Annotated in this window: 24 protein-coding genes and 1 pseudogene; 14 read left to right on the top strand and 11 right to left on the bottom strand. The window is 69.8% G+C overall.

Annotation, left to right across the window (positions count from 1 at the left end; genetic code table 11):
* Positions 1-34: 34 nt before the first annotated feature.
* Positions 35-655: a DsbA family protein gene (locus tag ACWH43_RS17240; RefSeq protein WP_158446434.1), complete on the bottom strand. Its 621-nt coding sequence runs from the start codon at positions 653-655 to the stop codon at positions 35-37.
* Positions 656-762: 107 nt separating this feature from the next.
* The gene (locus tag ACWH43_RS17235; protein WP_260348137.1) at positions 763-1,260 is read right to left on the bottom strand and encodes a DUF721 domain-containing protein; all 498 of its coding nucleotides are present in this window, start codon (positions 1,258-1,260) and stop codon (positions 763-765) included.
* A gap of 86 nt (positions 1,261-1,346) precedes the next feature.
* Between ACWH43_RS17235 and mutY the strand changes: the two are divergent.
* Positions 1,347-2,384: pseudogene (gene mutY, locus ACWH43_RS17230) on the top strand (A/G-specific adenine glycosylase); the annotation flags it as partial.
* A gap of 30 nt (positions 2,385-2,414) precedes the next feature.
* On the opposite strand, the gene ACWH43_RS17225 reads toward mutY, so the two are convergent.
* From ACWH43_RS17225 to ACWH43_RS17215, 3 genes are all read right to left on the bottom strand, one after another.
* Positions 2,415-3,635 (bottom strand): site-specific DNA-methyltransferase, encoded by a 1,221-nt coding sequence (locus tag ACWH43_RS17225; RefSeq protein ID WP_158447067.1) that lies wholly within the window; start codon positions 3,633-3,635, stop codon positions 2,415-2,417.
* Positions 3,636-3,988: 353 nt separating this feature from the next.
* Entirely contained in the window at positions 3,989-4,600 is a 612-nt protein-coding gene (locus ACWH43_RS17220) for a ribonuclease HII (protein ID WP_158447066.1), read from the bottom strand.
* A gap of 226 nt (positions 4,601-4,826) precedes the next feature.
* Positions 4,827-5,948 (bottom strand): PA0069 family radical SAM protein, encoded by a 1,122-nt coding sequence (locus ACWH43_RS17215; RefSeq protein ID WP_158447069.1) that lies wholly within the window; start codon positions 5,946-5,948, stop codon positions 4,827-4,829.
* Positions 5,949-6,143: 195 nt separating this feature from the next.
* Between ACWH43_RS17215 and ACWH43_RS17210 the strand changes: the two genes are divergently transcribed.
* Positions 6,144-6,632, top strand: coding sequence for a glycosyltransferase family A protein (locus ACWH43_RS17210; RefSeq protein ID WP_158448341.1), 489 nt, complete (start codon positions 6,144-6,146; stop codon positions 6,630-6,632).
* Positions 6,633-6,719: 87 nt separating this feature from the next.
* Positions 6,720-7,535: a methyltransferase domain-containing protein gene (locus ACWH43_RS17205; RefSeq protein WP_158445404.1), complete on the top strand. Its 816-nt coding sequence runs from the start codon at positions 6,720-6,722 to the stop codon at positions 7,533-7,535.
* Between the two features lie 152 nt (positions 7,536-7,687).
* On the opposite strand, the gene ypfJ is transcribed toward ACWH43_RS17205, so the two are convergent.
* Together ypfJ and ACWH43_RS17195 are read right to left on the bottom strand one after the other, a co-directional pair.
* Entirely contained in the window at positions 7,688-8,569 is an 882-nt protein-coding gene (gene ypfJ, locus ACWH43_RS17200) for a KPN_02809 family neutral zinc metallopeptidase (protein WP_158445405.1), read from the bottom strand.
* A 152-nt stretch (positions 8,570-8,721) separates the two neighbouring features.
* A complete protein-coding gene (locus tag ACWH43_RS17195; RefSeq protein WP_158445406.1) occupies positions 8,722-9,546 on the bottom strand; it encodes a uracil-DNA glycosylase in 825 nt (274 codons plus the stop codon).
* Positions 9,547-9,716: 170 nt separating this feature from the next.
* Between ACWH43_RS17195 and ACWH43_RS17190 the strand changes: the two genes are divergently transcribed.
* The 3 genes from ACWH43_RS17190 (at position 9,717) to ACWH43_RS17180 (ending at position 14,703) form a co-directional block, all read left to right on the top strand.
* On the top strand, positions 9,717-11,396 hold the full coding sequence (locus tag ACWH43_RS17190) for an electron transfer flavoprotein-ubiquinone oxidoreductase (protein WP_260348139.1): 1,680 nt from the start codon (positions 9,717-9,719) through the stop codon (positions 11,394-11,396).
* Between the two features lie 591 nt (positions 11,397-11,987).
* The gene (locus ACWH43_RS17185; RefSeq protein ID WP_448153556.1) at positions 11,988-13,763 is read left to right on the top strand and encodes a tetratricopeptide repeat protein; all 1,776 of its coding nucleotides are present in this window, start codon (positions 11,988-11,990) and stop codon (positions 13,761-13,763) included.
* Between the two features lie 52 nt (positions 13,764-13,815).
* Positions 13,816-14,703, top strand: coding sequence for a 4-(cytidine 5'-diphospho)-2-C-methyl-D-erythritol kinase (locus tag ACWH43_RS17180; RefSeq protein WP_260348141.1), 888 nt, complete (start codon positions 13,816-13,818; stop codon positions 14,701-14,703).
* A gap of 13 nt (positions 14,704-14,716) precedes the next feature.
* On the opposite strand, the gene ACWH43_RS17175 is transcribed toward ACWH43_RS17180, so the two are convergent.
* Positions 14,717-15,733, bottom strand: a complete 1,017-nt coding sequence (locus ACWH43_RS17175; protein ID WP_158445409.1) for a polyprenyl synthetase family protein — start codon at positions 15,731-15,733, stop codon at positions 14,717-14,719.
* A 36-nt stretch (positions 15,734-15,769) separates the two neighbouring features.
* On the opposite strand from ACWH43_RS17175, the gene ACWH43_RS17170 reads away from it, so the two are divergent.
* Both ACWH43_RS17170 and ACWH43_RS17165 read left to right on the top strand, forming a co-directional pair.
* Positions 15,770-16,114, top strand: coding sequence for a putative signal transducing protein (locus tag ACWH43_RS17170; protein WP_311734795.1), 345 nt, complete (start codon positions 15,770-15,772; stop codon positions 16,112-16,114).
* Entirely contained in the window at positions 16,107-16,892 is a 786-nt protein-coding gene (locus ACWH43_RS17165; protein ID WP_158448340.1) for a tRNA1(Val) (adenine(37)-N6)-methyltransferase, read from the top strand. The genes ACWH43_RS17170 and ACWH43_RS17165 overlap by 8 nt, the downstream gene beginning before the upstream one ends.
* Here ACWH43_RS17165 and ACWH43_RS17160 read toward each other — a convergent pair.
* Positions 16,883-17,176, bottom strand: coding sequence for a hypothetical protein (locus ACWH43_RS17160; RefSeq protein ID WP_158445055.1), 294 nt, complete (start codon positions 17,174-17,176; stop codon positions 16,883-16,885). The two genes, ACWH43_RS17165 and ACWH43_RS17160, sit on opposite strands and share 10 nt — an antisense overlap.
* A gap of 161 nt (positions 17,177-17,337) precedes the next feature.
* Positions 17,338-17,619: a hypothetical protein gene (locus tag ACWH43_RS17155; RefSeq protein WP_158445056.1), complete on the bottom strand. Its 282-nt coding sequence runs from the start codon at positions 17,617-17,619 to the stop codon at positions 17,338-17,340.
* A 310-nt stretch (positions 17,620-17,929) separates the two neighbouring features.
* On the opposite strand from ACWH43_RS17155, the gene ACWH43_RS17150 reads away from it, so the two are divergent.
* The 6 genes from ACWH43_RS17150 to upp all read left to right on the top strand — a co-directional run bounded on the left by ACWH43_RS17150 (position 17,930) and on the right by upp (position 24,737).
* Positions 17,930-18,847 carry a glycine--tRNA ligase subunit alpha gene (locus ACWH43_RS17150; RefSeq protein WP_158445072.1) on the top strand — a complete coding sequence of 306 codons (918 nt, stop codon included), beginning with the start codon at positions 17,930-17,932 and terminating at the stop codon, positions 18,845-18,847.
* On the top strand, positions 18,847-21,084 hold the full coding sequence (gene glyS / locus ACWH43_RS17145; protein WP_158445057.1) for a glycine--tRNA ligase subunit beta: 2,238 nt from the start codon (positions 18,847-18,849) through the stop codon (positions 21,082-21,084). Before ACWH43_RS17150 ends, glyS begins: the two co-directional genes overlap by 1 nt.
* Positions 21,085-21,242: 158 nt before the next feature.
* Entirely contained in the window at positions 21,243-21,404 is a 162-nt protein-coding gene (locus ACWH43_RS17140) for a Thivi_2564 family membrane protein (protein WP_260348142.1), read from the top strand.
* Positions 21,405-21,506: 102 nt separating this feature from the next.
* Positions 21,507-22,769: a GTP cyclohydrolase II gene (locus tag ACWH43_RS17135; protein WP_158445058.1), complete on the top strand. Its 1,263-nt coding sequence runs from the start codon at positions 21,507-21,509 to the stop codon at positions 22,767-22,769.
* Positions 22,770-22,789: 20 nt separating this feature from the next.
* Positions 22,790-24,007, top strand: coding sequence for a URC4/urg3 family protein (locus ACWH43_RS17130; RefSeq protein ID WP_158445059.1), 1,218 nt, complete (start codon positions 22,790-22,792; stop codon positions 24,005-24,007).
* 85 nt (positions 24,008-24,092) lie between these two features.
* A complete protein-coding gene (upp, locus tag ACWH43_RS17125; RefSeq protein ID WP_158445060.1) occupies positions 24,093-24,737 on the top strand; it encodes a uracil phosphoribosyltransferase in 645 nt (214 codons plus the stop codon).
* 67 nt (positions 24,738-24,804) lie between these two features.
* Here upp and ACWH43_RS17120 read toward each other — a convergent pair whose 3' ends face one another.
* Entirely contained in the window at positions 24,805-25,215 is a 411-nt protein-coding gene (locus ACWH43_RS17120) for a DUF1236 domain-containing protein (RefSeq protein ID WP_260348144.1), read from the bottom strand.
* Between the last annotated feature and the right edge of the window lie 92 nt (positions 25,216-25,307).

Raw genomic sequence — 25,307 nt, 5'->3', positions numbered from 1 at the left:
TCGGATTTTCCGGGCGTGCGCCGGTGTGTGCCGCTCACTGCGCGAGCAGCGGCTCCAGCACCTTGTCGAACTCGGCGATCGAGACCGCACCGGAGACTCTCTGCCCGTTGACGAAGAAGGTCGGGGTGGAATCGATGCCGGCCTTGGCGCCGGCGTCCTTCACCTGGGTAATGGCGTCATAGATGTCCTGCCTTTTCAAGCAGGCCTCGAAGGATTCCTGGCTGAAGCCGGCCTGCTTCACCAGCGCGGACAGCGCGTCGACCGGCTTGTCGACGAAGGCCCAGTTCTTCTGCTGGGAGAACAGCAGGTCGGTCATCGGGTAGTATTTGTCGTTGCCGTTGCAGCGGGCGAGCATGAAGCCCGCCGTCGCCAGCGGGTCGAGCGGGAATTCGCGCAGCGTGAAGCGGACCTTGCCGGTGTCGACGTATTTCTTCTTCAGCTCCGGCCAGGTCGTCTCGTGGAAATGGGCGCAGTGCGAGCAGGTCATCGAGGCGTATTCGATGATGGTGACCTTGGCGTCCGCCGGGCCGAGCCAGACATCGCCGAGCGGGCCGGCATCGGGCAGCTTGGTCTGGGCCCGCGCGGCGGGCGTGCCGACCAGCGCGGCGGCGGCGATCCCGGCTGCGCCGGTCAGGAGCTGTCGCCTGTTCGTCATCGTCAGGGGTCCTCGAAGGGTCAAAGATCGAAATCGGGAGCTATAGAGGCCGGCGCATTGTGGCAAGAGCGCTTCCGCCTCTGGGCGTGCCTGCTCACGAAGCCGTGTCATTCCCGGCCCGAGCCGGCCTGCCGCTGCCTTTGCGCCACGGCGCGCCCGAGCCGGGCGAGGGCCTCGCGCAGGCCGGGATCGGCGATGGGCGAGACCTGGTCGTCGATCCGCGCGGCGGCGGCTGCCTCCAGGGCGGGCGCCGGGCGGGCGGGGGCGGGGGGCGGCGCCACCGGGCCCTGCTTCAGCACGAGCTTGCCGACGGCGCGCCAGCCGAGATGGGTGTTGACGCGCTCGACCACCAGCGGGCCGAGCTGCTGCATCTCCAGCGCGAAGGCGCCTTCGACGCGCACCACCATCGTCGCCGGCTGGGCCGCCTCGCCGGGGCCGGGCCGTCGCTTCGGCCAGTCGATCCTGAGCGGGCGCGAGCGCGCTGCCAGCCTTTCGCCGACGATCTCCGGCCAGAGCGAGACGATGGCGCGCCCCGCGAAACCCTGCGCGGCGAGCGCAGGGGCGATGCAGTCGTCGATCAGCTCTGCGAGAGGCTTGGCGGACATGGCCGCATTGTGGGCATCGGGCGCGATCGCCGCAAGCGCTGCATCGAGACGTTTGCGGCGATCGCGCACTGCGATACACCGGCGGAATGACGTCACAGGCCCGCGCCTCCGACCTTCTCGCCTGGTACGACCGGCACCGGCGCGCCCTGCCATGGCGCGCCGGTGCCGGCGAGCGGCCCGACCCCTATCGCGTCTGGGCCTCGGAGATCATGCTCCAGCAGACCACGGTCGCGGCGGTGAAGCCCTATTACGAGCGCTTCATGGCCCGCTTCCCGACGGTGAGGGCGCTGGCCGAGGCGCCGTCCGAGGAGGTCATGCAGGCCTGGGCGGGGCTCGGCTATTACTCCCGCGCCCGCAACCTCCATGCCTGCGCGCGGGCCGTGATGGCGAACCATGCCGGCCGCTTCCCCGACACCGAGGAGGCCCTGCGCGCCTTGCCCGGCATCGGCGCCTATACGGCCGGCGCCGTCGCCGCCATCGCCTTCGACCGGCCGGCGGCCGCGGTGGACGGCAATGTCGAGCGCGTCATGACGCGGCTCTTCGCCATCGCGGAGGAACTGCCGGGCGCAAGGCCCCTGATCCGGGAACGGGTGCTGGCATTGCTGCCGCATGACCGGCCGGGCGACTTCGCCCAGGCCCTGATGGATCTCGGCGCCACCATCTGCACGCCGCGCAATCCCGCCTGCGGGATCTGCCCCTGGCGCGAGCCCTGCCGGGCGCGGGCCGAGGGCGTGCAGGAGAGCTTTCCGCGCAAGGCGGCGAAGAAGGCCGGCGTCACCCGCTACGGCGCCGCCTTCGTGCTGACCCGGGCCGATGGCGCGATCCTGCTGCGCACGCGCCCGGCAAAGGGGCTGCTTGGCGGCATGGCCGAGGTGCCGACCAGCGAATGGCGCGCCGATTACGAGCTCGACGGCGCGGCCCAGGACGCGCCGCTGCCGATGCGCTGGAGCCGGCTGCCGGAGCCGGTGCGCCACGTCTTCACGCATTTCCCGCTGGAGCTGACGGTCTTCACCGCCGGGGTGCCGCAAGGCGTCGCGGCGCCGGCGGGGATGCGCTTCACGCCGCTGGCGGCGCTCGCCGGCGAGCCCCTGCCCAGCGTGATGCTCAAGGTGGTCGAGCGGGCGGGCCTTGCCCGCCCGGAGAGGCGATAGCCGTCAGCCCGCCTTAGCGAGCTCGCTGCGGGCGGCGCTGCGGAACACGTCGATCGAGACGAGCTTGTCCTCGCGCTCGACATGCCAGAAGGTCCAGCCATTGCAGGCGGGCAGGCCCTGCGCCAGCGCGCCGACCTTGTGGATCGAGCCGATCGCCGGGCCCAGCATCAGCGTGCCGTCGGCGCGGACCACGGCCTTGTGGCGGCGCTTCTCGTCTATCACGGTCTCGCCGGCCTTGACCAACCCGGATTCGACCAGGCTGAGGAAGGGGATGCGCGGCTCGGTGCGCTTCGACGGCGCCGCGGCGAAGGCCTCCGGCGAAAGCGGCTGCACCGCCGCGATGCGCGCGCGCGCCGCCTCGGCATAGACGGTTTCGCGCTCGAGGCCGATGAAGCGCCGGCCGAGCGCCTTGGCGACGGCGCCCGTCGTGCCCGTCCCGAAGAAGGGGTCGAGCACCACGTCGCCCGGGTTCGAGGCCGACAGCAGCACGCGGGCGAGCAGCGCCTCCGGCTTCTGCGTCGGGTGCACCTTGGCGCCGTCGGCGCCCTTCAGGCGTTCCTCGCCGGTGCAGAGCGGCAGATACCAGTCCGAGCGCATCTGCAGGTCGTCGTTGCCGCCCTTCAGCGCCTCGTAATGGAAGGTGTATTTCGACTGCTCGCCGCGCGCCGCCCAGATCAGCGTCTCATGCGCGTTGGTGAAGCGCCGGCCGCGGAAATTCGGCATCGGATTGGCCTTGCGCCAGACGATGTCGTTCAGCATCCAGAAGCCGAGATCCTGCAGGATCGCGCCGACGCGGAAGATGTTGTGATAGCTGCCGATCACCCACAGCGCGCCGTCGGGCTTCAGCACCCGCCGCGCCGCCTGGAGCCAGGCCCGCGTGAAGGCGTCGTATTCGGCGAAGGAGGCGAACTTGTCCCAATCGTCGTCGACGGCGTCGACGAGGCTGTCGTCGGGTCGGCGCAGATCGCCGCCGAGCTGGAGATTATAGGGCGGATCGGCGAAGACGAGGTCGACGCTGGCCGGCGGCAGCGCGTTCATCGCAGCGACGCAGTCGCCGACCAGGACCTGATCGAGCGGCAGTTCACGCGGAACGCCGATCTGATCGGGAAAGCTGTGATTGGGAAGGCCCTTGGCCTTCATCCGAGCCCCCAGCGCGGGCCGTCCGGTACGCGAAACCTGAATCCGGACGGGAGCGCTGGCGGTCCCGGTACGCGAGATACCCATGACGCCAAGACCGTTACGCAACTTCAACGGGGGCGATACTGGCGAGTCAGGGTAAAGGCTGGGTTTCCGGTTTGAAAAAAATGCGTCCCATTCTGGGGCTGCAACTTTTGCCTAGCTCATTGGCAGAAAAGGGAAATTCGTAAACGCGCGTTAACGCGCGGGGCTTCCCTTGGGGCAGGCCGGAGGTGCCGGCGGCAAGCCCGGACGCCGCCCGGCCCGATGCCCGCGAGCGTTGCCGGAGAGGGGCGCAGGCCGCCTCGACCGCATGCCGCCGGGGGGGCCGGCCCGCCTCCGCCGATGAGGGCCGGGACCGGGCGTGCCTCGCGCGGGATGGGCTGCCGGCGAATCCTGCCCTACCGGAACCAGACGCCCTTCACCGGCGCGAAGGAATAGCGGTGCTCGGGGCAGGGGCCGTGCTCGGCGATGGCGCGGCGGTGACGGGGCGTGGCATAGCCGGCATGGTCGGAGAAGCCATAGGCCGGGTAATGCCGGCACAGCCGCGCCATCATCCGGTCCCGCGTCACCTTGGCGACGATCGAGGCGGCCGCGATCGAGGCGACCTGGCCGTCGCCCTGGATGATCGCCTCGCAGCCGCAGGCGAGCACCGGCGGATCGTTGCCGTCGACGAGGACATGCAGCGGCGGCAGCGGAAGCCCGGCGACGGCCCGGCGCATGGCGAGCAGCGTCGCCTGGCGGATATTGACCGTGTCGATCTCGCTGGCGGTGGCGCTGGCGACGGAAACGGCGAGCGCCCGCTCCATGATCTCGCCGAACAATTCCTCGCGGATGGGCGCCGGCAGCTTCTTGGAATCGTCGAGCCCGGCCGGCACGCGCGCCGGATCGAGGATCACCGCCGCCACCACGACCGGTCCGGCGAGCGGCCCGCGCCCGACCTCGTCGATGCCGGCGAGCGGCCACAGGCCGCCGGCGATGGCGTGAGTCTCGCGGGTGAAATCGGCAGGCATGGCGGGGTTATGCAGCAACGGGCCGTTTCAGGCCAGACCGATACCGTCCTCTTGTGTTTGGTCCTCCGTCGGTGCCGTCCCGGACAGGGCCATCCTGGACAAGTGGCTTCAACGGCGCCGATCCGGGGGCCATGCCGGAGCGCTGCCGCTTACGGCTCGGGCCCGACTTTCGGCCCTCCGCTTCCTCAAGCCTGTGGCGGCCGGGCTTCCGGGACAGGCACCGCCGTCAGAACAGGCTCAACTGCGCCTTCTCCTTTTCCGGCTTGACGAACAGGTCGGTCCTGAGCCGCTTGCGCGTCGTGTTGAAGCCGATGCGCTCCGCCGCCATCTCGAAGCGCCGCCCGACCATCCAGGCATAGGGGCCGGAGCCGACCATGCGCTGGCCCCATTGCGAATCGTAGTCCTTGCCGCCGCGGGTCGAGCGGATCAGCGACATCACGTGGCGGAGCTTGTCGGGGTGATGCGTCAGCAGCCAGTCCTGCACGATGTCGCGCACCTCCAGCGGCAGCCTCAGCAGCACATAGCCGGCCTCCTGCGCGCCGGCGGCCTTGGCGGCGTCGAGGATGCGCTCGATCTCGTGCTCGTTGATCGCCGGGATGATCGGCGCGACCAGCACCGAGACGGGGATGCCGGCCTCGGCGAGCGCCCTGATCGTCTCCAGACGCTTGCGCGGCGAGGCGGCGCGCGGCTCCATGCCGCGCGCGACCTTCGGGTCGAGCGTCGTCACCGAGAGCGCGACCTTGACCAGCCCCTTGGCGGCCATCGGCGCCAGGATGTCGATGTCGCGCTGCACCAGCGCCGATTTCGTCACGATCCCGACCGGGTGGTTGAACCTGGCCAGCACCTCCAGCACCTGCCGCATGATCCTGAGCTTCTTCTCGATCGGCTGGTAGGGATCGGTGTTGGTGCCGATGGCGATGGTGCGCGGCTGGTAGGAGGGGGAGGAGAGCTCCTTCTCCAGCAGTTGCGCGGCATCGGGCTTCGCCGTCAGCTTGCTCTCGAAGTCGATGCCGGGCGAGAGGCCGAGATAGGCGTGGGTCGGCCGGGCGAAGCAGTAGACGCAGCCATGCTCGCAGCCGCGATAGGGATTGATCGAGCGGTCGAAGGAGATGTCGGGCGAATCGTTGCGCGTGATGATGCTGCGCGCCTTCTCATAGGCGATCTCGGTCTTGAAGGCGGGCAGCTCGCCGAGCGAGCCCCAGCCGTCGTCCTCGGCGACCCGCTGCTCGGCCTCGTAGCGCCCGCCCGGATTGATCGTGGCGCCGCGTCCGCGCCGCCGCTCGGGGTCGATGCGATGACCGGCATGGGCGAGCGGGTCGGCCGGCGCGACGCGCGCCGAGATCGACATCGGCTCGCTGTCCTGCCGCCTGAGCGGCTGGGCCGTCGGCATCGGCCGGGAAGTCGGTCTGGCCTGGCGCATGGTGTCCCATCCTGCGGGGCGCCGGGGAATCGCTGCCGGTCGCCGAAGCTGAATGTGAACATAACGAGAACAAAAGGCAAGGGCAGGATTGCGGCATGCTGCGTCGCGTCATAGAGATGGCGGATGCTCACAGCCGTGATCCGCGCGCCCGGCCACGCGCCGGCCCTCGCCGCGACCTTCGCCGTGCTGATTCCGGCGGTGGCGGAGGGGATTCTCGGCCATGCCGTGGTGGTCGACACGGCGGGGGCGGACGACCTCCGGCGCATCGCCGAGGCGACGGGGGCCTGCTATCTGCGCGCCGGCGCCGCCGAGGCCTGGCAGCGCGGGGCCGAACGGGCGAGGGGCGACCGGCTGCTTCTGCTCGACGCCGGCGACGTGCCGCAGCCGGACTGGCTCCCGGCGGTCGAGCGCCATCTGCTGCTCGCGCCTTGCAGGCCGGCCCTGCTGCCGCTTGGCGGCCTTGCGGCCTCGTTGCGCGAACGGGTCGCGATCGCCCGGGCTCCGCGGCAGCTCAGGGCGGGCCTGATCCTGCCCAGGAGCGCGGTGCTCGCCGGTCGGCTGGAGGCTACGGCGCGACGGTTGTCGGCGGAGCGGGAGAGAGCGGGGCGGTAGGGCGCGCCGCCGGGCTTCGGCCCTTCCATGGCTTCGACACGATCATGCCTCACAAAACCCGCGACGGACACATCGCTGGGAGGCGGCATGACGGATTCCGACAGCTATCTGCTCGGCCGGACCGAGGCCGAGGTCGAGCGGCTCAAGCGCCAGATCACGACGCTCGCGCCCGATTCGCAGGAGCAGCTCGACCGGCTCGGCATCAGGCCCGGCGAACGGGTCGTCGATCTCGGCTGCGGGCCCGGCGGAGTCCTGCATCTTCTGGCCGAGCGCGTCGGCCCCGGCGGTTCGGTGCTCGGCCTCGATCGGGGCCATGAATTCGTCGCGCTGGCGCGCCGCTTCGTCGCCGAGCGTGGCCTGACCCAGGTCGAGGTTCGCGAGGGCGACGCCTATGACACCGGCCTGCCGAAGCGGAGCTTCGACGGTGCCCATATGCGGCTGCTGCTGGTCAATGTTCCCGAGCCCGAGCGGGTGGTGCGCGAGGCCGTCTCGCTGGTGCGGCCGGGCGGCTGGGTCGCGAGCTTCGAGGCCGATTACGTGCCGCATTGTTTCGATCCGCCCTTGCCGGCCTGGAGCCGCCTTCTCGAAGCCTATACGGCGCATGCGCGAGCGCAGGGCATCGACCTGTCGGTCGGGCGGCGCATCCACCGGCTGTTCCGGGATGCGGGCGTGACCGACATCCGGGTCGACGCCATCATCCATGTCTTTCCGGCCGGGCACGAGCGCCGCGGCTTTCCGCGAAGCCTGATCGCCAACAGCCGCGGCAAGTTGGTCGAAGGTGGCTTCGTCGCGCGGGACGATCTGAAGCGGGATCTCGCGGCGCTCGAAAGCCACCTCTCCCGGCCGGACGTGCAAGTGACGTCCAACCTGTTCTTCCGCCTCACGGGGCGGCTGCCGGACTGACCGGTCGTCGGCAAGGAAGCGCCCCGCCGGCAGGGCCGACGGGGCGGGAAGGGAATCGAAACGGAGAGCGCCCTCATCGGTCGCCGCTGAGGGCGGGGCGGTTCGACGAGCTCTGCGAAATCCCCGCATGCCGGCAGGGGGACGGCCTCCCGTCAGACCTGATTCCGGAACGTGTCGCAGCTCTGCATCGAGCCCGACTGGAAGCCGGTGTTGAACCACTTCGTCCGCTGCGCCGAGGAGCCGTGGGTGAAGGAATCCGGCACGACGACGCCCTGCGCCGCCTTCTGCAGCTTGTCGTCGCCGATGGCCGAGGCGGTGCGGATCGCCTCCTCGATATCGCCCTGGTCGAGCCGGCCCATCGCCTGGATGTTGTGGGCCCAGACGCCGGCGAAGCAGTCCGCCTGCAATTCGATCCTGACCGAGATCGCGTTCGCATCGCGCTCGGAGGAGCGCTCGCGGATCTGGTTGGCCTTCGGCAGGATGCCGATCAGGTTCTGGACATGGTGCCCGACCTCGTGGGCGATGACATAGGCATAGGCGAAGTCGCCGCCGCCGCCGAGCTTGCGCTGCATCTCCTGGAAGAAGGAGGTGTCGAGATAGACCTTGCGGTCGTTCGGGCAGTAGAACGGCCCCATCGCCGCCTGCGCCACGCCGCAGCCGGAGCGGTTGATGCCGGAGAACAGCACGAGCTGCGGCGCCTGGTAGCGGGTGTTGGCCTGCTGCGGCAGCACCTTGGTCCAGACGTCCTCGTTCTGCGCCAGCACGGCCGAGACGAAGCGGCCCATCTGGTCCTGCGGCGGCCCGGAGGACTGGCGCGTCTGCGGCGTCTGCTCGCGCCCGCCGATGCCGCCGATCATCTCGGCGCCGCCGATCAGCAGGCGCGGGTCGATGCCGAGCGCCCAGCCGAGCAGGCCGAGCACGACGATCGTGCCGAGGCCGAGGCCGCCCCTTCCGCCGGGCATGCCGGCGAAGCCGCCGCCGCTTCCCCGCCGGTCCTCGAGATTGTCGGACTGGCGGTAATCTTCCCACTGCATGGACAGGTCCCCGACGTAGCTTCCCGCAATTTCGCCAACTGTGCCGATGAACTCAAGAGGCGACGGCTTCAAGTCGTCTTTGCCGGCGGCGCCTGAACGCAGGCCGACTGCGCCGGTTCGGCCTCCGCGCTCCTCGCAACGACAATGACGGCTCAGGACGCTTGAGCCGGGCCTTCCAGCGCCGCCCTGAGCGCGCGCAGGTCGCGCCAGCTCAGGCGCTTGTCGAGCGGCCGGCGCAGCAGATAGGCCGGGTGCAGCGTCGCGATCGCGCGGATGCGCCGGGTGCCGGTGTCGTACTCCACCCATTTGCCGCGCGAGGCCATGATGCCCTTGAAGCCGAGCAGGCCCTGGGCCGAGGGCGCGCCGATGCAGACCAGGATGTCGGGGTCTGCGAGCTCGATCTGGCGCTGGATGAAGGGCAGGCAGATCGCCACCTCCTGCGGCGTCGGCGTGCGGTTGCCCGGCGGGCGCCAGGGCAGCAGGTTGGCGATGTAGACGTCCTCCTTCCGCGACAGCCCGATCGCCGCCAGCATGCGGTCGAGGAGCTGGCCGGAGCGGCCGACGAAGGGCAGGCCGATCCGGTCCTCGTCGGCGCCTGGCGCTTCGCCGACGATCATCACGCGGCCTTCGGGGTTGCCGTCGGAGAAAACCAGGTTCTTGGCGGTCGCCTTGAGGGCGCAGCCCTCGAATTTCGCCAGCGCCTCCCTGAGCTCCTCGAGCGTGCCCGCCTCGCGCGCCAGCGCGCGGGCGCTCTGGGTGGCGTCGTCCGGCGCGGTGGCGGCCGCCGCGTTCGGGCGGCTGGCGGCCAGGCGGAGCGGCTGGCCGGGCGCGCGCGCCGGCGCCGCACGCTGCGCCGGCGCGGCGAAATGGTCGTGCGCCTCGTCGTCGAGCGCCTCGGTGACGCCCATCTCGGCGTACCAGCTCAGGAGTTCGTAAGGGCTGGCCTCGTCGGGAGGGGCTGGATCGGACAGGCTCATAGCCTGATCCTATACCTGCTAGAGCCGCTTCGCGAGCCTTCGCGGTTGCAAAACGAACCGGAGGCTTGGATAGAGGGTTTCCAGACTGGCCGCGACCGATCGTTGAGCGGATCGGCGAGATAGTTTATATATAAACAATTGGCGAGGCGGTTTCGCCTGCGGAGGATGGGATGGACCTGAAGGAAGCGCAGAGCGAACCGCGCGAGAGCATGGACTACGACGTCGTGATCGTCGGCGCCGGCCCCGCAGGGCTCGCCGCCGCGATCCGGCTGAAGCAGCTCGACGAGACCATCTCCGTCGTCGTCGTGGAGAAGGGCGCCGAGGTCGGCGCGCATATCCTCTCCGGCGCCGTGATCGACCCGATCGGCCTCGACCGGCTGGTGCCGGACTGGCGCGAGGATCCCGAGCGTCCGCTGACCACCGCGGTCGAGGAAGACGTCTTCTATTTCCTGACCGAGCCCAACGGCATCCGCCTGCCGAATTTCGGGATGCCGTCGCTGATGAACAACCACGGCAATTTCGTCGGCTCGCTCGGGCTGGTGGCGAAGTTCCTGGGCGCGCGGGCCGAGGCGCTCGGCGTCGAGATCTATCCCGGCTTCGCCGCCGCCGAACTGCTCTTCAACGAGGACGGCTCGGTCGCCGGCATCGCCACCGGCGACATGGGTATCGCCAGGGACGGCACGGTCACGGACCGCTTCACCCGCGGCATGGAGCTGCGCGGCCGCTACACGCTGCTGGGCGAGGGCGCGCGCGGCTCGCTCTCCAAGATCGCGATCCGGAAATTCGCTCTCGACGAGGGGCGCGAGCCGCAGAAATACGGCATCGGCCTGAAGGAGCTCTGGCAGGTCAAGCCGGAGAAGTTCCACAAGGGCCGCGTCCAGCATTCCTTCGGCTGGCCGCTCGACAACGGCACCGGCGGCGGCTCCTTCCTCTATCATTTCGACGACAACCTCGTGTCCGTCGGCTTCGTCGTTCACCTGAATTACCAGAATCCGACGCTCTCGCCCTTCGACGAGTTCCAGCGCTTCAAGACCCATCCGCTGATCCGCGACACCTTCGAGGGCGCCAAGCGCATCGCCTATGGCTCGCGCGCGATCACCGAGGGCGGCTTCCAGTCGGTGCCGAAGCTGACCTTCCCGGGCGGGGCGCTGATCGGCTGCGCCGCCGGCTTCGTCAACGTGCCGCGCATCAAGGGCAGCCACAACGCCATCCTCTCCGGCATGCTGGCGGCCGAGAAGCTGGTGCCGGCCTTGCAGGCGGGCCGCCGGCACGACGAGGTCGTCGAGATCGAGAACGAGTGGCGCGACGGCCCGATCGGCAAGGACCTGAAGCCGGTGCGCAACGTCAAGCCGCTCTGGTCGAAGTTCGGCACGCTCATCGGCATCGGGCTCGGCGGCGTCGACATGTGGCTGAACCAGCTCTTCGGCTGGTCGCCCTTCGGCACGCTGAAGCACGGCAAGCCCGATTATGCGACGCTGAAGAAGATCGATGAGGTCAAGCCGATCGTCTATCCGAAGCCGGACGGCAAGCTCTCCTTCGACAAGCTGTCCTCGGTCTTCCTCTCCTCGACCAATCACGAGGAGGACCAGCCGGCGCATCTGAAGCTGACCGACCCGTCGGTCCCGATCACGCAGAACCTGCCGCTCTATGGCGAGCCGGCGCGGCTCTACTGCCCGGCCGGCGTCTATGAGGTCGTCTACGAGAACGCCGAGGCGAAGACCAATCCCCGCTTCGTGATCAACGCGCAGAACTGCGTCCACTGCAAGACCTGCGACATCAAGGACCCGGCCCAGAACATCACCTGGACGGTGCCGGAGGGCGGCGGCGGACCCGGCTACGCGAATATGTGATCGGCCCAGATCCCGCCCGTAAAGGCTCCGGCGTGGATTCCGGGTCGGAACGGGGAAGGCGCGGTGATTCCCCGCAAGCTCCGGAGAACGAACGGAAAAGGGCGCGCCGCAAGGCGCGCCCCTTGCTTTTCGTCAGGCCGGTCAGCCCTTGCGCACGATCGGAGCCGTCGGCTTCGGCTCCTCCTTGGCGCAGCCGGCGGCGAAGCCGGCGAGAAGAGCGACTGCGGCAAAGCTCAGGACAATCTTTTTCATTGCAATAATCCCAGAAAAGAAGCTTGCATGACCTGCGAGCCCAAAGAGTATAGAGGCGATATCCTTGGCTGATGACGGTTATTTCTTTGCGGTATCGCAGGGGCGATCGGTTTTCGTCGAGTGTTGCGCGGCCGCTACGAAAGCGCCGCATTCGCATGGGGGCCGGCTTGCCGGCTCGCCCGGAAACGGCCATCTTGACCGCCTACGCGAGCGATCACGGTCCGCTGGAAGAACGCCCCGGCACCAGAGCAGGATACGAAAAAGTGGGAACCGGTTTTTCGTGAGAATCCTGCGTGGAATTTTTCGAGTCGGGCGGCGGACCGAGGGAGTATGGCAGTCGTGACATTTTTGAAGAAGCTGCGTGCCTCCGGTACGGCTGCCGCGTTGTCTCTGGTCCTGGTGCTGCCCGTCGCCGCCGCGGCGCAGGGCGCGACGCCCAGGGCCTCCGAATTGCTCGAGCCGGCCGATACGCTCGAAGGCAACTATCTGGCGGCGATCGTCGCCGGCGCCTCGCGCGATCTCGGCGCGGCCTCCGTCTATCTGCGCGAGGCGATCAAGGAGGATCCGCGGAACAACGAGCTGCTCGAGCGCGCCTTCGTCGCCTTCCTGGCCGACGGCTCGATGCCGGACGCCTTCCGCGCCGCCGACCGGCTGATCCGCGTCGACCCCGGCAACGGCCTGGCGCAGCTCGTCATCGGCATCCGGGCGATCAAGCAGAAGAGCTACCAGACCGCGCGCAACCACCTGCAGCGCGGCGGGCGCGGCCGCGCCGCCGACATCACCGCGACGCTGCTCTCGGCCTGGTCCTATCTCGGCTCCGGCAATTCCCGCCGCGCCATCGAGATGCTGGAGCGGCTCAAGGGCGAGCCCTCCTACAATCTCTTCCGCGACTATCACGCCGGCCTGATCCTCGACGCGGCCGGGCGCCGCAACGAGGCGTCGAAGCGGCTGAAGAGCGCCTATGACGCCGAGAAGACCACGCTCAGGCTGGTCGACCTCTGGGCGCGCTTCCAGGCCCGCAGCGGCGATTTCGACGGCGCCGCCGCGACCTATGCCGATTTCGACCGCCTGTTGCCGAACCACCCGATCATCCGCGAGGGCATGGCGCTCGTCGGCAAGAAGGAGGCCCCGCCGCGCCAGATCGCGACGGCGCAGCAGGGGGCGGCCGAGGTGCTCTACGGGCTCGCCAGCGCCGGCAACCGCCAGGGCGATGAGGCCGCCGCGCTGCTCTATCTGCGCATGGCGATCTATCTCGACCCCAGCCACGACCTCGCCATCCTGACGCTGGGCGACATCCTCGAGCGCTCGCGCCAGCCCGAGGACGCCGTCGCCGTCTACGACAAGATGCCGCTGGCTTCGCCGTTGCGCCCGAATGCGGAGATCCAGGCCGGGCTCGCGCTGGAAAATCTCGGCAAGCACGACGAGGCGGTGAAGCATCTCGAGAGCGTCATCGCCGAGCGGCCCGACGACGTCGACGCGCTCGCCGCGCTCGGCAACATCTATCGCTCGCGCAAGCAGTTCGCCGAAGCCGCCGCGACCTACGACAAGGCGATCGACAAGATCGCCTCGCCCGGCCGCGCCAACTGGGACCTGTTCTATTTCCGCGGCATCGCCCGCGAGCGCATCAACCGCTGGCCCGAGGCCGAGGCCGATCTGCGCAAGGCGCTGGAGCTGCTGCCCGACCCGCTCGGCCGCGAGCGGGCGCTGGTGCTGAACTATCTCGGCTATTCTCTGGTCGACAAGCACATGAAGCTCGACGAGGCGCTCGACATGCTGCGGCGGGCGGTCGAGCTGCGCCCGCGCGACGGCTACATCATCGATTCGCTCGGCTGGGCCTATTACCGCCTCGGCCGCTACGAGGACGCCTCGCGCGAGATCGAGCGCGCCATGGAACTGCGCCCCTCCGATCCGGTCATCAACGACCATCTCGGCGACGTCTACTGGAAGACCGGCCGCAAGCTCGAGGCGAAGTTCCAGTGGAACCACGCCCGCGACCTCAAGCCGGAGCCCGAGGACCTGCCCAACATCCTGCGCAAGATCGAGCGCGGGCTGGACGAGCCGCCTTCGGCCAATGCCGGCGAGCAGGCGCCGGCCGAGAAGAAGGACGGCGGCTGACGCCCGCCCCGCGATGGAACCGGCACGCGACAGCAGGGCGCCGCCGGCGGCCGTGGCTGCCGCCGGGGTATTGCCCCTGCGGACGCGGGCCCGCGCCAAGGTCAATCTCGACCTGCGCGTGCTCGGCCGGCGCCCGGACGGCTATCACGAGCTGGAGAGCCTGGTGGCCTTCGCCGGGGTCGGCGACGAGCTGAGCCTCACGCCGCATGTCCCGTCCTCCCTCGCCATCGCCGGGCCGCGGGCCGCGGGGCTGGCGGCCGATGACGGCAATCTCGTGCTGCGGGCGGCGCGTGCCTTCAGGGAGGCCTTTCCCGGCGCTTCCATGGGCGCCTTCCGGCTGGTCAAGCGGCTTCCCGTCGCCTCCGGCATCGGCGGGGGCTCGGCCGATGCCGCCGCGGCGCTGCGCCTGCTCGCGCGGCTGAACGGCGTCCCCCTGTCGGACCGGCGCTTGCGAGCGGCCGCGGCGCGCGTCGGCGCCGACGTCCCGGTCTGCCTCGAATCGCGCGCGCGGCTGATGGCCGGCATCGGCGAGCGGCTCGGCCCCGTCCTGCGGCTGCCCGGCCTGTTCGCGGTGCTGGCCAATCCGGGCGTTCCGGTCGGGACGGTCGGCGTCTTCGGCGCGCTGGGGCTGGCCGCGGGCGAGACCTGCGCGCCCGCGCGCTGCGCTGCATCCGCGCCGCCCGCCGGGGCGGCCGAGCTGCACGCGGCGCTGGCCCGCTCCGGCAACGATCTCGCCGCGCCGGCGCAGCGGATCGCGCCGGAGATCGGCGAGGTTCTGGAGCGGCTGGCGGCGCTCCCGGGCAGCCGGCTCGCCCGGATGTCAGGCTCGGGCGCGACCTGTTTCGCCCTGTTCGACGATTGCGCGGCGAGCGCAGCAGCGGCGAAGGCCCTGGCGAGGGAGCGGCCCGGCTGGTGGATCAGGGCGACGTTGCTGCGCTGACCATCTGCGCACCTCAGTGAGCCCGTGCCACGCAGAAGTCGACGGCGTCGTTGAGCGCCTGCTTCATCGGCGAGGCGGGGAAGAGGCCGAGCGCATCCTTCGCCATCTTGGCGTAGTGGCGCGCGCGCTCGATCGTGTCCTCCAGCGCCCTGTGGCTGCGCATCAGCGCCCGCGCCTGCTCCAGGTCGCCGTCCCGGATCTCGCCGTCCTGCAAGGTGCGCTTCCAGAAGGCGCGCTCCTCGTCCGTGCCGCGGCGGAAGGAGAGGACGACCGGCAGGGTGATCTTGCCCTCGCGGAAATCGTCGCCGGTGTTCTTGCCGAGCTTGGCGGCGACGCCGCCATAGTCGAGCGCGTCGTCGATGAGCTGGAAGGCGATGCCGAGATTGAGGCCGTAGCTGCGGCAGGCGGCGTCGTTGGCCTTGGACGAGCCGGCGATCACCGGCCCGACCTCGCAGGCGGCGGCGAAGAGCTCGGCCGTCTTGCCGCGGATCACGGAGAGGTATTCGTCCTCGGTCGTCTCGGTGTTCTTGGCGACGGAGAGCTGCAGCACCTCGCCCTCGGCGATCACGGCCGCCGCCGTCGAGAGGATGTCGAGCGCGCGCAGCGAGCCGACCTCGACCATCATCCTGAAGGCCTGGCCGAGCAGGAAGTCGCCGACCAGCACGCTCGCCTCGTTGCCCCAGAGCATGCGGGCGGCGAGCTTGCCGCGGCGCATGTCGCTCTCGTCGACGACGTCGTCATGCAGCAGCGTGGCGGTGTGCATGAACTCGACCGAGGCCGCGAGCTTGACATGGCCCTCGCCCTCGTAGCCGCAGAGGCTGGCCATGGCGAGCGTCAGCATCGGCCGCAGCCGCTTGCCGCCCGAGGAGATCAGGTGGTTCGCGACCTCGGGGATCATCGTCACATCCGAGCCGGTGCGCGACAGGATCATGGCGTTGACGCGCTCCATGTCCTCGCGCGTCAGCGCCACCAGCGGCTCGATGCCGCTCTGGCCCGATTCCCGTTCCTCGAAGGATACGACGACACCCAATGGATAAACTCCGGCAGGACCCGCGCGCCGGGCGGCGTGCCCGGAGCCATTGCCACAACCGTCGCATGGGACGCCAGCCCCTGCAATCGCCCCGCGATGCCGCAGGCGCGTCAGAAGGCGCTTGCGCGCAGCCCCGGGCTCGCGCTCCATGGCCGCATGTACGAACTCGTCCGCACCAACGATCTGATTCTGCTCGGCGCCCTCGAGGCGCTGCTCGGCGCCGCCGATCTCGATTGCATGGTCGCCGACCAGCATATCAGCGCGCTGGAAGGCATGACCGGCGCCTTCCCCCGCCGGCTGATGGTGCGCGAGGGGGATCGGAAGCGGGCTCGCGCATTGTTGATCGAGGCCGGCTACGGCGCCGAGCTGCGCGATGAGTGAGGCGGACCCGGCCGGCGGCCTCGGCGAGATCGTCGAGGACCGCCTGCTCGGCGGCCGGCTCATCCTGCGCCAGCCGCGCAAGGGCCATCGGGCCGGAAGCGACGCGGTCCTGCTCGCGGCCGCGCTGCCGGCGCTGGGGGAGGGGCGGCTCCTCGATATCGGCGCCGGCGTCGGCACGGTCGGGCTGGCCGCGGCGCTGGCCGAGCCGCGGCTGCGCGTCACGCTGCTGGAGCGCGACCCGGAGCTCGCCGCGCTGGCGGCCGAGAACGCGGCGCTGAACGGCATGGACGAGCGGGTGCGGGTGGTCGCGGCCGATATCGCGGCGCGGGCCTCGGCGCTGTCGGGCCTCGGCCTCGCGCCCGCTGGCTTCGACGCGGTCGCGATGAACCCGCCCTTCTACCCGCCCGGCCGCACGCGCGGCTCGCCCGTGCCGAACCGCCAGGCGGCCCATGTCGCGGAGGGCGGTCTCGATGTCTGGCTGCGCGCGGCCCGCAGGCTGCTGAAGCCCGGCGGGTCGATCGCCGTCATCCATCATGCGCAGGCGCTGCCGGAACTGCTCGCCGGCCTCGGCATCGGCTTCGGCGGGCTCGCCATCCGGCCGGTCCACGCCTCGGCGGAACGTCCGGCGATCCGCGTCATCGTCACGGGGGTTCTGAACAGCAGAAAGCCGGCAGAGCTGCTGCCGGCTTTCGTGCTCAACGGGCCCGACGGGCACCTGACGGAGGCGAGCGAGGCGGTGCATCGCGGCCGGGCGCGCCTCGGCGGGGCCTACCAGTAGCGCGGGCCGTAGAAATAGCGCGGGCCGTAATAGGGGCGGTAGTAGCGCGGCCCGTAATAATAGCGCGGCGGGACCCAGTAGCGCGGGCCGTAATAATAGCGTCGCGGCCCCCAATAGCGCCGCGGCCCGTAATAATACTGCGCCTGCTGGATCAGCCCGCCGGCTGCGGCGACGCCGCCGCCGGAGAGAGCCGAGACCGGAGCGGCGGAGGCCGGGGGGGCGAGCAGCGCCGCGCCGCCGAGCGAGCCGGCCGCCGCAAGGCCCAGAAGCAAGGTCCGTAACATGAGATCCTCCATGAGTGACGCCGGCCTCCTCGGGCCGTCGGATCGTGCGTCGCCAGAACGGGCAGGCTAGGCCTGCGAATCTGAACGGCGCGAAATCGCGCCGTTCAGCCTGTCTTCAGGGAGCGGCCGGAAGGTGGCCGTATTGCGACGTCGCCGCCGGATCAGCGGCAGACGCGGACCGGGCGGACCACCCAGCGCCAGCCGTTCCAGACGCGCCGGTTCGACCAGAAGCAGCGCGGGCGATAATGCGGCCGGCCGTAATAGCGGCGCGGACCGCGATAATACTGCGCCTGCTGCAGCAGGTCGCCGGCAGGCGCGGCCTGGAGGGGCGCCGCGGCGACCGGGGCCGCGACCGGGGCGGCCGAGGCGGGAACCGTGGCGAAAGCGCCGGCGGCGAGGGTGAGGGCGCCGAAGGCGGCGGCGGCGATATGACGGGTCAGCATTGTAGAACTCCTGCTGGCTGTGGCCCGCCAGCCCGCTCGAGCGCTCACCCCGAACGCTGCGGACCGTGCGGATGGAGAGGTGATAGCCCATCGCAAATGAACGGAAGCTGTCTGACGCCGGCCGAGCCGGGCAGGGGCGAATCGGCTGGCCGGAGGGCGGGTGGAGCCGAAGCGCCGGCCCGGCCGGGAAAAGGAGATTCCCCTTTTCCGTCCGATGCTCTAATCACGCCGCCATCATCAGCGTTTTTCGGAAGGCTTTCGGCTCTTGTCCGCCCTCGTTTCGCATCCGCCCGCCTCGCCCTCCCCGGCGATGGACCCGACCCGCTCCTTCCAGGGGCTGCTGCTGACGCTGCAGCGTTTCTGGGCCGAGCGAGGTTGCGTGGTGCTGCAGCCCTACGACATGGAGGTCGGCGCCGGCACCTTCCACCCGGCGACGACTTTGCGCGCGCTGGGCCCCAAGCCGTGGAAGGCGGCCTATGTCCAGCCCTCGCGCCGGCCCAAGGACGGCCGCTACGGCGAGAACCCCAACCGGCTCCAGCACTATTACCAGTTCCAGGTCATCCTGAAGCCGTCGCCGCCGGACCTCCAGCAGCTCTATCTCGACTCGCTCAGGGCCATCGGCGTCGATCTCGGCCTGCACGACGTGCGCTTCGTCGAGGACGACTGGGAGAGCCCGACGCTCGGCGCCTGGGGACTCGGCTGGGAATGCTGGTGCGACGGCATGGAGGTCAGCCAGTTCACCTATTTTCAGCAGGTCGCCGGCGTCGAATGCGCGCCCGTGGCGGGCGAACTGACCTATGGGCTCGAGCGTCTGGCGATGTATGTCCAGGGCGTCGAGAACGTCTACGACCTCAATTTCAACGGCCTCGACGGCGAGGACCGCATCTCCTATGGCGACGTGTTCCTGCAGGCCGAGCAGGAATATTCCCGGCATAATTTCGAATACGCCAACACCGAGATGCTGTTCCGGCACTTCGCGGATGCGGAGGCCGAGTGCAAGGCCCTGCTCGCCGCGGGCGAGCCCGCGGCCGATGCCAACCAGCCCCGCCACGCACTCGCCCTGCCGGCCTATGACCAGTGCATCAAGGCCAGCCACATCTTCAACCTGCTCGATGCGCGCGGCGTGATCTCGGTCACCGAGCGGCAGAGCTACATCCTGCGCGTGCGCGAGCTTGCCAAGGCCTGCGGCGCGGCCTGGCTGAAGACCGCCGGCGGGGGAGCTGCGTGATGCCCGATCTTCTGCTCGAACTCTTTTCCGAGGAAATCCCGGCGCGCATGCAGCGCAAGGCCGGCGAGGACCTGAAGAAGCTCGTCACCGATGCGCTGGTCGAGCGCGGCCTGCTCTATGAGGGCGCGAAGGCCTTCGTCACGCCGCGCCGGCTGGCGCTGCATGTCGCCGGCCTGCCGGTGCGCGGCCGCGACGTCCGCGAGGAGCGCAAGGGCCCGCGCGTCGGCGCCCCCGAGGCCGCGATCCAGGGCTTCCTCAAGGCCGCGGGGCTCAACTCGCTCGACCAGGCCAGCATCGTCAGCGATCCCAAGAAGGGCGACAGCTACGTCGCCGTGATCGAGAAGCCGGGGCAGGAGACGATCCAGGCCATCGCCGAGATCGTGCCGGCGGTGATCCGCTCCTTCCCCTGGCCGAAATCGATGCGCTGGGGCAAGGCCTCGGCCGCAGGCGGCAGCCTGCGCTGGGTGCGCCCGCTGCATTCCATCCTCTGCACCTTCGGCGCCGAGACCGAGGACACGGAGATCGTGCCCTTCGAGGTCGATCGTCTCGTCTCGGGCAACGTCACCCATGGCCACCGCTTCCACGCGCCCGGCCCGATCACGGTGAAGCGCCTGGAGGACTATGTCGCCTCGCTCGAAAAGGCGAAGGTCGTGCTCGATGCCGACCGGCGCAAGGAGATCATCCTCACCGACGCCCGCAACCTCGCCTTCGCGCAGGGGCTCGACCTCGTCGAGGACGAGGGCTTGCTGGAGGAGGTCGCCGGGCTGGTCGAATGGCCGGTCGTGCTGATGGGGCAGTTCGAGGAGCGCTTCCTCGACATCCCCGGCGAGGCGATCCGCGCCACCATCCGCGCCAACCAGAAATGCTTCGTGCTGCGCGATCCCGCGACGGGCGCGCTCGCCAACCGCTTCATCCTGGTCTCGAACCTGATGGCCAGCGACGGCGGCGCGGCGATCACCGCCGGCAATGGCCGCGTCGTACGGGCGCGCCTCTCGGACGCCGCCTATTTCTGGCAGACCGACCGCGGCGCGCTGCCGGATCTCGAGACCTTCAGGGACAGCGCCGAGAAGCTCGGGCTCGATCTGGCCAAGCCGCTGGACCAGCGCATGGCCAAGCTCGACAAGCTCGGCGTCGTCTTCCACGCCAGGCTCGGCACGCAGGGCGAGCGCGTCCAGCGCATCGCCGCGCTGGCCAGGGAGCTTGCGCCGCTCGTCGGCGCCGATCCCGAGAAGGCCGAGCGCGCCGCCAAGCTCGCCAAGGCCGACCTGCCGACCGAGATGGTCGGCGAGTTCCCGGAGCTGCAGGGCCTGATGGGCCGCAAATACGCGGAGTTGCAGGGCGAGGACGCCTCCGTCGCCGCGGCGGTCGAGGAGCACTACAAGCCGCTCGGCCCCTCCGACCGCGTGCCGAGCGATCCGGTTTCGGTGGCGGTGGCGCTGGCTGACAAGCTCGACACGCTCGTCGGCTTTTGGCTGATCGAAGAAAAGCCTACCGGCAGTAAAGATCCTTACGCGCTCAGGCGAGCCGCGCTAGGCGTCATCCGACTGGTTATAGAGAACCAAGTTAGCTTGCTGCTCCGCAAGCACTTGTTTCAGCATGTTGGCAGAATGCCGCTGATAATGGAGATGACTTCAACGTTGGAGGGAGCGACTGGGCGTGTGCTGGGTAACGCCGGTGAACGCCCTGTGATTGCCGCCGACCTCCTCTCCTTCTTCCACGACCGCCTCAAGGTCATGCTCCGCGACCAGGGCGCGCGGCACGATCTCGTCGACGCCGTGCTGGGCGAGGGCGCTTCGGCCAATGACGACCTCCTCCTGATCACCCGCCGCGTCGCCGCGCTCGGCCGCTTCCTCGATACCGAGGACGGCAGGAACCTGCTCGCGGGCTACAAGCGTGCCGCCAACATCCTCAAGGCGGAGGAGAGGAAGGACGGGGAGGGCGCCTTCGCGGGCGCGCCGGACCTGCATCTCATCGCCGATGCCGGGCTGATCGAGGAGAAGGCGCTGGCCGTCGCGCTGGCGCAGGCGACGCCGAAGGCCGAGGCCGCCGTCGCCGCCGAGGATTACGAGGGCGCCATGGCGGCGCTCGCCGAGATCCGCCCGGCGGTCGATGCCTTCTTCGACAAGGTCACGGTCAACGACCCCGATCCGGCCTTGCGCGCCAACCGGCTGAAGCTGCTCAACCAGCTCCGCCAGGCGACCCGCGCCGTCGCGGATTTCGACCGCATCGCCGGCTGATATCCGCCGCCATGCCCGGGTTTCGCCCGGGCATGGCGGCAACCGGCGCCTGGAACCTATTCGCGTCCTGCGACGTTCTGTCCGCGAAGCCGACATGCCGCGAAAGCGTCGCGGCGGGCTCGGGGGGCCGGCGCTTCGGCCGAGACGCGGAGTTTTCAATGAACATCCTGATTTCGCTGCTGATCACCGTTCTCGTCATCGGCCTGGTGCTCTATCTGGTGCGGATGCTACCGCTCGACGGGCAGATCAAGAATGTCGTGCAGATCATCGTGATCGTCATCGGCATCATCTCGCTGCTGCGCTATCTCGCTGTTTTCTAAGGCGATTGACGGCGCGCTCGCGCTCGTCCACACTCGCCTAGGTCCAGAGGGCCCCGGACATGCCGTCGCGGGGCCCTTATCCGTTTCAGGGCGAGATCCGCGATGAACGCGCCGAACCGCACGGGCCATATCAGACTGACCTCCCATCCCGAGCCGGGCAGCGCCGCCGCGCGCTTCCCGATCCGATGGGGCGCCCCGACGGCGGCCGAGCGCGGGCCGATCATCGCATCGACCACCAATCCGGCCGACCGCAACGTGATCGGCGCCCATGGCGGCTCCTATTCGGTCTATCGGGCGCTCGCCATCTCGGCCCGCGCGATGAACCCGTCGCAGCGCCCGGACCTGACCAACACCCATCCCACGGCGGAGATCGCGCCGCAGCCGCAATGGGCCGACCCGAAGAAGATCGTCTCGCTCGACCCGTTCGGCCACACCGTGGCGCAGGATTTCGGCAAGCTGATCGGCGAGGGCATCGACATCCGCCCCTCGATCGCGGTCACCCGGGCAAGGCTCAACCTGCCCGAGATCCTGGCGGCGATGGGCGCGCACCGTCTCGCCGCCGACGGACACATCCTGCATGCCTCGGGCGACATCTCGGTCACCAAGATCGCGGTCGATCCGGTCTGGTACCTGCCCGGCATCGCCGAGCGCTTCGGCACGAGCGAGAACGACTTGCGCCGCACGCTGTTCGAGCAGACCGGCGGCATGTATCCCGAGCTGGTGACGCGGCCGGACCTCAAGGTCTTCCTGCCGCCGATCGGCTCGATCACGGCCTATGTCATGGGCGAGGTCTCGGGCCTCGCCGATCCGCGGCGGCGCATCGCCTGCCGCGTCCATGACGAGTGCAACGGCTCGGACGTCTTCGGCTCCGACATCTGCACCTGCCGGCCCTATCTCATCCACGGCATCGAGGAATGCGTGCGCGAGGCGCAAGGCGGCGGCGTCGGCCTGATCGTCTACAACCGCAAGGAAGGTCGGGCGCTCGGCGAGGTCACCAAGTTCCTCGTCTACAACGCCCGCAAGCGCCAGGAGGGCGGCGATTCCGCCGCGACCTATTTCGAGCGCACCGAATGCGTCGCCGGCGTGCAGGATGCCCGCTTCCAGCAGCTCATGCCCGACGTGCTGCACTGGCTCGGCGTCACCCATATCGATCGGCTGATGTCGATGTCGAACATGAAATACGACGCCATGGTCGAGAGCGGCATCGTCATCGGCGAGCGCGTCGCCATTCCGCCCGAGCTGATCCCGCCCGATGCCTCGGTCGAGATCGAGGCCAAGAAGGCGGCGGGCTATTACGCGCCCGAGGGCCTGCCGGGCGACAACGCGCTGAAGGCCACGGTCGGCCGCGACCTCGACAAGTTCTGAGCGACGAAAGCCGCAGATCCATGCCCGACATGCATTCCGAGGCGTTCCGCGCCCTGCTGAAACCTGCGGCCGTTCGCGCCCGCGCCCGGGAGATGCTGGAGCTCGGCCATGCCGGCCGGCTGCTGCATTTCTCCGTCCGGCCCGAGCGCCTGGAGGCCTGCGCCGACTACGTCCTCGACACCATCCGCGCGAACTACCCGACGCTCGACATCCCCTTCCATGCGCGCTGGCGCCATTTCGTCCTCGACGGGGAGGACCGCTGGAAGCGGCTCGACGCGGCGGCGGGCTTCGCCAATCCCGCTATTCGCGGCCGGGCCGCCTACGACCTCGCCGTGGTCAGCGTCCTGCTCGATGCCGGCGCCGGCCCCGACTGGCGCTATCGCGACGCGGCGGCGGGGCGCGAGATCGGCCGCTCGGAGGGGCTGGCGCTCGCTTCGCTCGACATGTTCGCCGCCGGCCTGTTCTCGAGCGATCCGGCCGAGCCGCTGCGGGCCGATGCGGCCGGGCTGAAGCATCTCGACGCGGCGGCGCTGGCGCAGGGCTTCCAGGTGCGGGCGGACAATCCGCTGCTGGCGCTCGAAGGGCGCGCCGCCCTGCTCAACCGCCTCGGCGAGGAGCTGGAACGGCAGGGCCTGTCGCGCCCCGGCGCGCTGTTCGACCGCTTCGCCGGCGAGGCCGAGACCGGGACCGTGCGGGCCGCGCATATGCTCGGCGAGGTGCTGGCGACCTTCGGCGGCATCTGGCCCTCGCGGCTGACGCTGGCGGGCGTCGCCCTCGGCGATACCTGGCGCCACCCGCTGATCGCGCCGGGCGAGCCGACCGAGGGGCTCGTCCCTTTCCACAAGCTCTCGCAATGGCTGACCTATTCGCTGATCGAGCCGCTGCAATGGGCCGGCATCGCCGTCCTCGACATCGACGCGCTCACCGGCCTGCCGGAATACCGCAATGGCGGGCTCTTCCTCGATCTCGGCGTGATCGCGCTCAAGGACGAGGCCGACCGGACCAGGCCGCACGAGGTCTCCTCGCCGCTGGTCGTCGAGTGGCGGGCGCTGACGGTCGCCCTGCTCGACGCGATCGGCGGCTTGATCCGCGGCAGGCTCGGCCGCTCTGCCGAGGAGCTGCCGCTCGCCAAGGTGCTGGAGGGCGGAACCTGGGCCGCCGGGCGGCGCATCGCGCGCGAAAAGCGTGTGGATGGCGGTCCGCCGCTCGCCATCGTCAGCGACGGCACGGTATTTTGACCCGCGCGGTGCAGGCAAAAGCACCGTCGCTCCGCGGCCTGTCCGGGATGACGCGAGAGAGCTGGGAACGAGAGGGAAACGGCGTATGACTTCGAGCCAGGATGACGGCGTCATCGTCGTCGACCACCCGCTGGTGAAGCACAAGCTGACATTGATGCGGGAGAAGGATCGCTCGACCAAGAGCTTCCGCCAGCTCCTCAACGAGATCGGCATGCTGCTCTGCTACGAGGTGACGCGCGACCTGCCGACCGAGATGGTCGAGATCGAGACGCCGCTGACGAAGTCGATGCAGCCGGTCATCGCCGGCAAGAAGCTGGTCTTCGCGCCGATCCTGCGCGCCGGCGTCGGCTTCCTCGACAGCATGCTGGAGCTGGTTCCGGCCGCCCGCGTCGCCCATATCGGCCTCTATCGCGACCCCGACACGCTGCAGGCGGTCGAATACTACTTCAAAGCCCCCTCCGACATCGCCGACCGCATGATCGTGGTGATGGACCCGATGCTGGCGACCGCCAATTCAGCCGTCGCCGCGGTGGAGCGGCTGAAGGAGCGCGGCGCCAGGGATCTGCGCTTCGTCTGCCTGCTCGCGGCGCCGGAAGGCATCGCCCGCCTGCGCGGCGCCCATCCCGATGTCCGCATCTGGACGGCGGCGATCGACGAGCGGCTCAACGAGCACGGCTATATCGTGCCGGGGCTCGGCGACGCCGGGGACCGCATGTTCGGCACGCGCTGAGGCCGGACAAGGCCCGCACCGTCCGATGCGGGCCCTCCGATGTGGAACTCGGGCCGGAAGGCGGCTGCTATTCGATGATCTCGATCACGCGACGGGTCCGCGGCTCGACGATGACCGCTTCGTCGTTCACCACCGTGTAGCGGTAGCCCGGCGCGCCATAGGCGTCGGGCACGGCGTGATAGGTCACGCCGCGCGCCGGCAGCACCGTGCCGACCTCGACCGGCTGGCGGACATGATACGACCGGACGTGCTGGCTCATCACATAGTCCCGGAAGGCCGAATGATCGGCGATCATCGTCCCGCCGGAAGGGTCGCGCGTCAGCGCGGGGCCGAACATCATCGGGCCGGCCAGGGCCGGGTCGCGGGTCGAGCCGCCCGAGGGATCGCGGATGATCGGGCCGGATGTCGGGCCGGATTGCGAGAAGGCGGTGGCGGGAAGGGCCGCGATGGCGGCCACGATCAGGATACGCTTGATCATCATTGTCCTCCGACATGGATCAGCCCCGTCCCAAGAACGACCTGGCGTCCCGGCGGTTCCCCGGGGCGGCGGCGATTCGAAAAAGCAAGGGC

The organism is Allobosea minatitlanensis, from assembly GCF_964020775.1.
This window is presented reverse-complemented; position numbering and strand designations above follow the sequence as displayed.

Coding starts and splice junctions, on each gene's coding strand:
- ACWH43_RS17240 (WP_158446434.1), bottom strand. CDS start 655: ATGACGAACAGGCGACAGCTCCTGACCGGCGCAGCCGGGATCGCCGCC.
- ACWH43_RS17235 (WP_260348137.1), bottom strand. CDS start 1,260: ATGTCCGCCAAGCCTCTCGCAGAGCTGATCGACGACTGCATCGCCCCT.
- ACWH43_RS17225 (WP_158447067.1), bottom strand. CDS start 3,635: ATGGGTATCTCGCGTACCGGGACCGCCAGCGCTCCCGTCCGGATTCAG.
- ACWH43_RS17220 (WP_158447066.1), bottom strand. CDS start 4,600: ATGCCTGCCGATTTCACCCGCGAGACTCACGCCATCGCCGGCGGCCTG.
- ACWH43_RS17215 (WP_158447069.1), bottom strand. CDS start 5,948: ATGTCGATCTCGGCGCGCGTCGCGCCGGCCGACCCGCTCGCCCATGCC.
- ACWH43_RS17210 (WP_158448341.1), top strand. CDS start 6,144: ATGCTCACAGCCGTGATCCGCGCGCCCGGCCACGCGCCGGCCCTCGCC.
- ACWH43_RS17205 (WP_158445404.1), top strand. CDS start 6,720: ATGACGGATTCCGACAGCTATCTGCTCGGCCGGACCGAGGCCGAGGTC.
- ypfJ (WP_158445405.1), bottom strand. CDS start 8,569: ATGCAGTGGGAAGATTACCGCCAGTCCGACAATCTCGAGGACCGGCGG.
- ACWH43_RS17195 (WP_158445406.1), bottom strand. CDS start 9,546: ATGAGCCTGTCCGATCCAGCCCCTCCCGACGAGGCCAGCCCTTACGAA.
- ACWH43_RS17190 (WP_260348139.1), top strand. CDS start 9,717: ATGGACCTGAAGGAAGCGCAGAGCGAACCGCGCGAGAGCATGGACTAC.
- ACWH43_RS17165 (WP_158448340.1), top strand. CDS start 16,107: ATGAGTGAGGCGGACCCGGCCGGCGGCCTCGGCGAGATCGTCGAGGAC.
- ACWH43_RS17160 (WP_158445055.1), bottom strand. CDS start 17,176: ATGTTACGGACCTTGCTTCTGGGCCTTGCGGCGGCCGGCTCGCTCGGC.
- ACWH43_RS17155 (WP_158445056.1), bottom strand. CDS start 17,619: ATGCTGACCCGTCATATCGCCGCCGCCGCCTTCGGCGCCCTCACCCTC.
- ACWH43_RS17150 (WP_158445072.1), top strand. CDS start 17,930: ATGGACCCGACCCGCTCCTTCCAGGGGCTGCTGCTGACGCTGCAGCGT.
- glyS (WP_158445057.1), top strand. CDS start 18,847: ATGCCCGATCTTCTGCTCGAACTCTTTTCCGAGGAAATCCCGGCGCGC.
- ACWH43_RS17140 (WP_260348142.1), top strand. CDS start 21,243: ATGAACATCCTGATTTCGCTGCTGATCACCGTTCTCGTCATCGGCCTG.
- ACWH43_RS17135 (WP_158445058.1), top strand. CDS start 21,507: ATGAACGCGCCGAACCGCACGGGCCATATCAGACTGACCTCCCATCCC.
- ACWH43_RS17130 (WP_158445059.1), top strand. CDS start 22,790: ATGCCCGACATGCATTCCGAGGCGTTCCGCGCCCTGCTGAAACCTGCG.
- upp (WP_158445060.1), top strand. CDS start 24,093: ATGACTTCGAGCCAGGATGACGGCGTCATCGTCGTCGACCACCCGCTG.
- ACWH43_RS17120 (WP_260348144.1), bottom strand. CDS start 25,215: ATGATCAAGCGTATCCTGATCGTGGCCGCCATCGCGGCCCTTCCCGCC.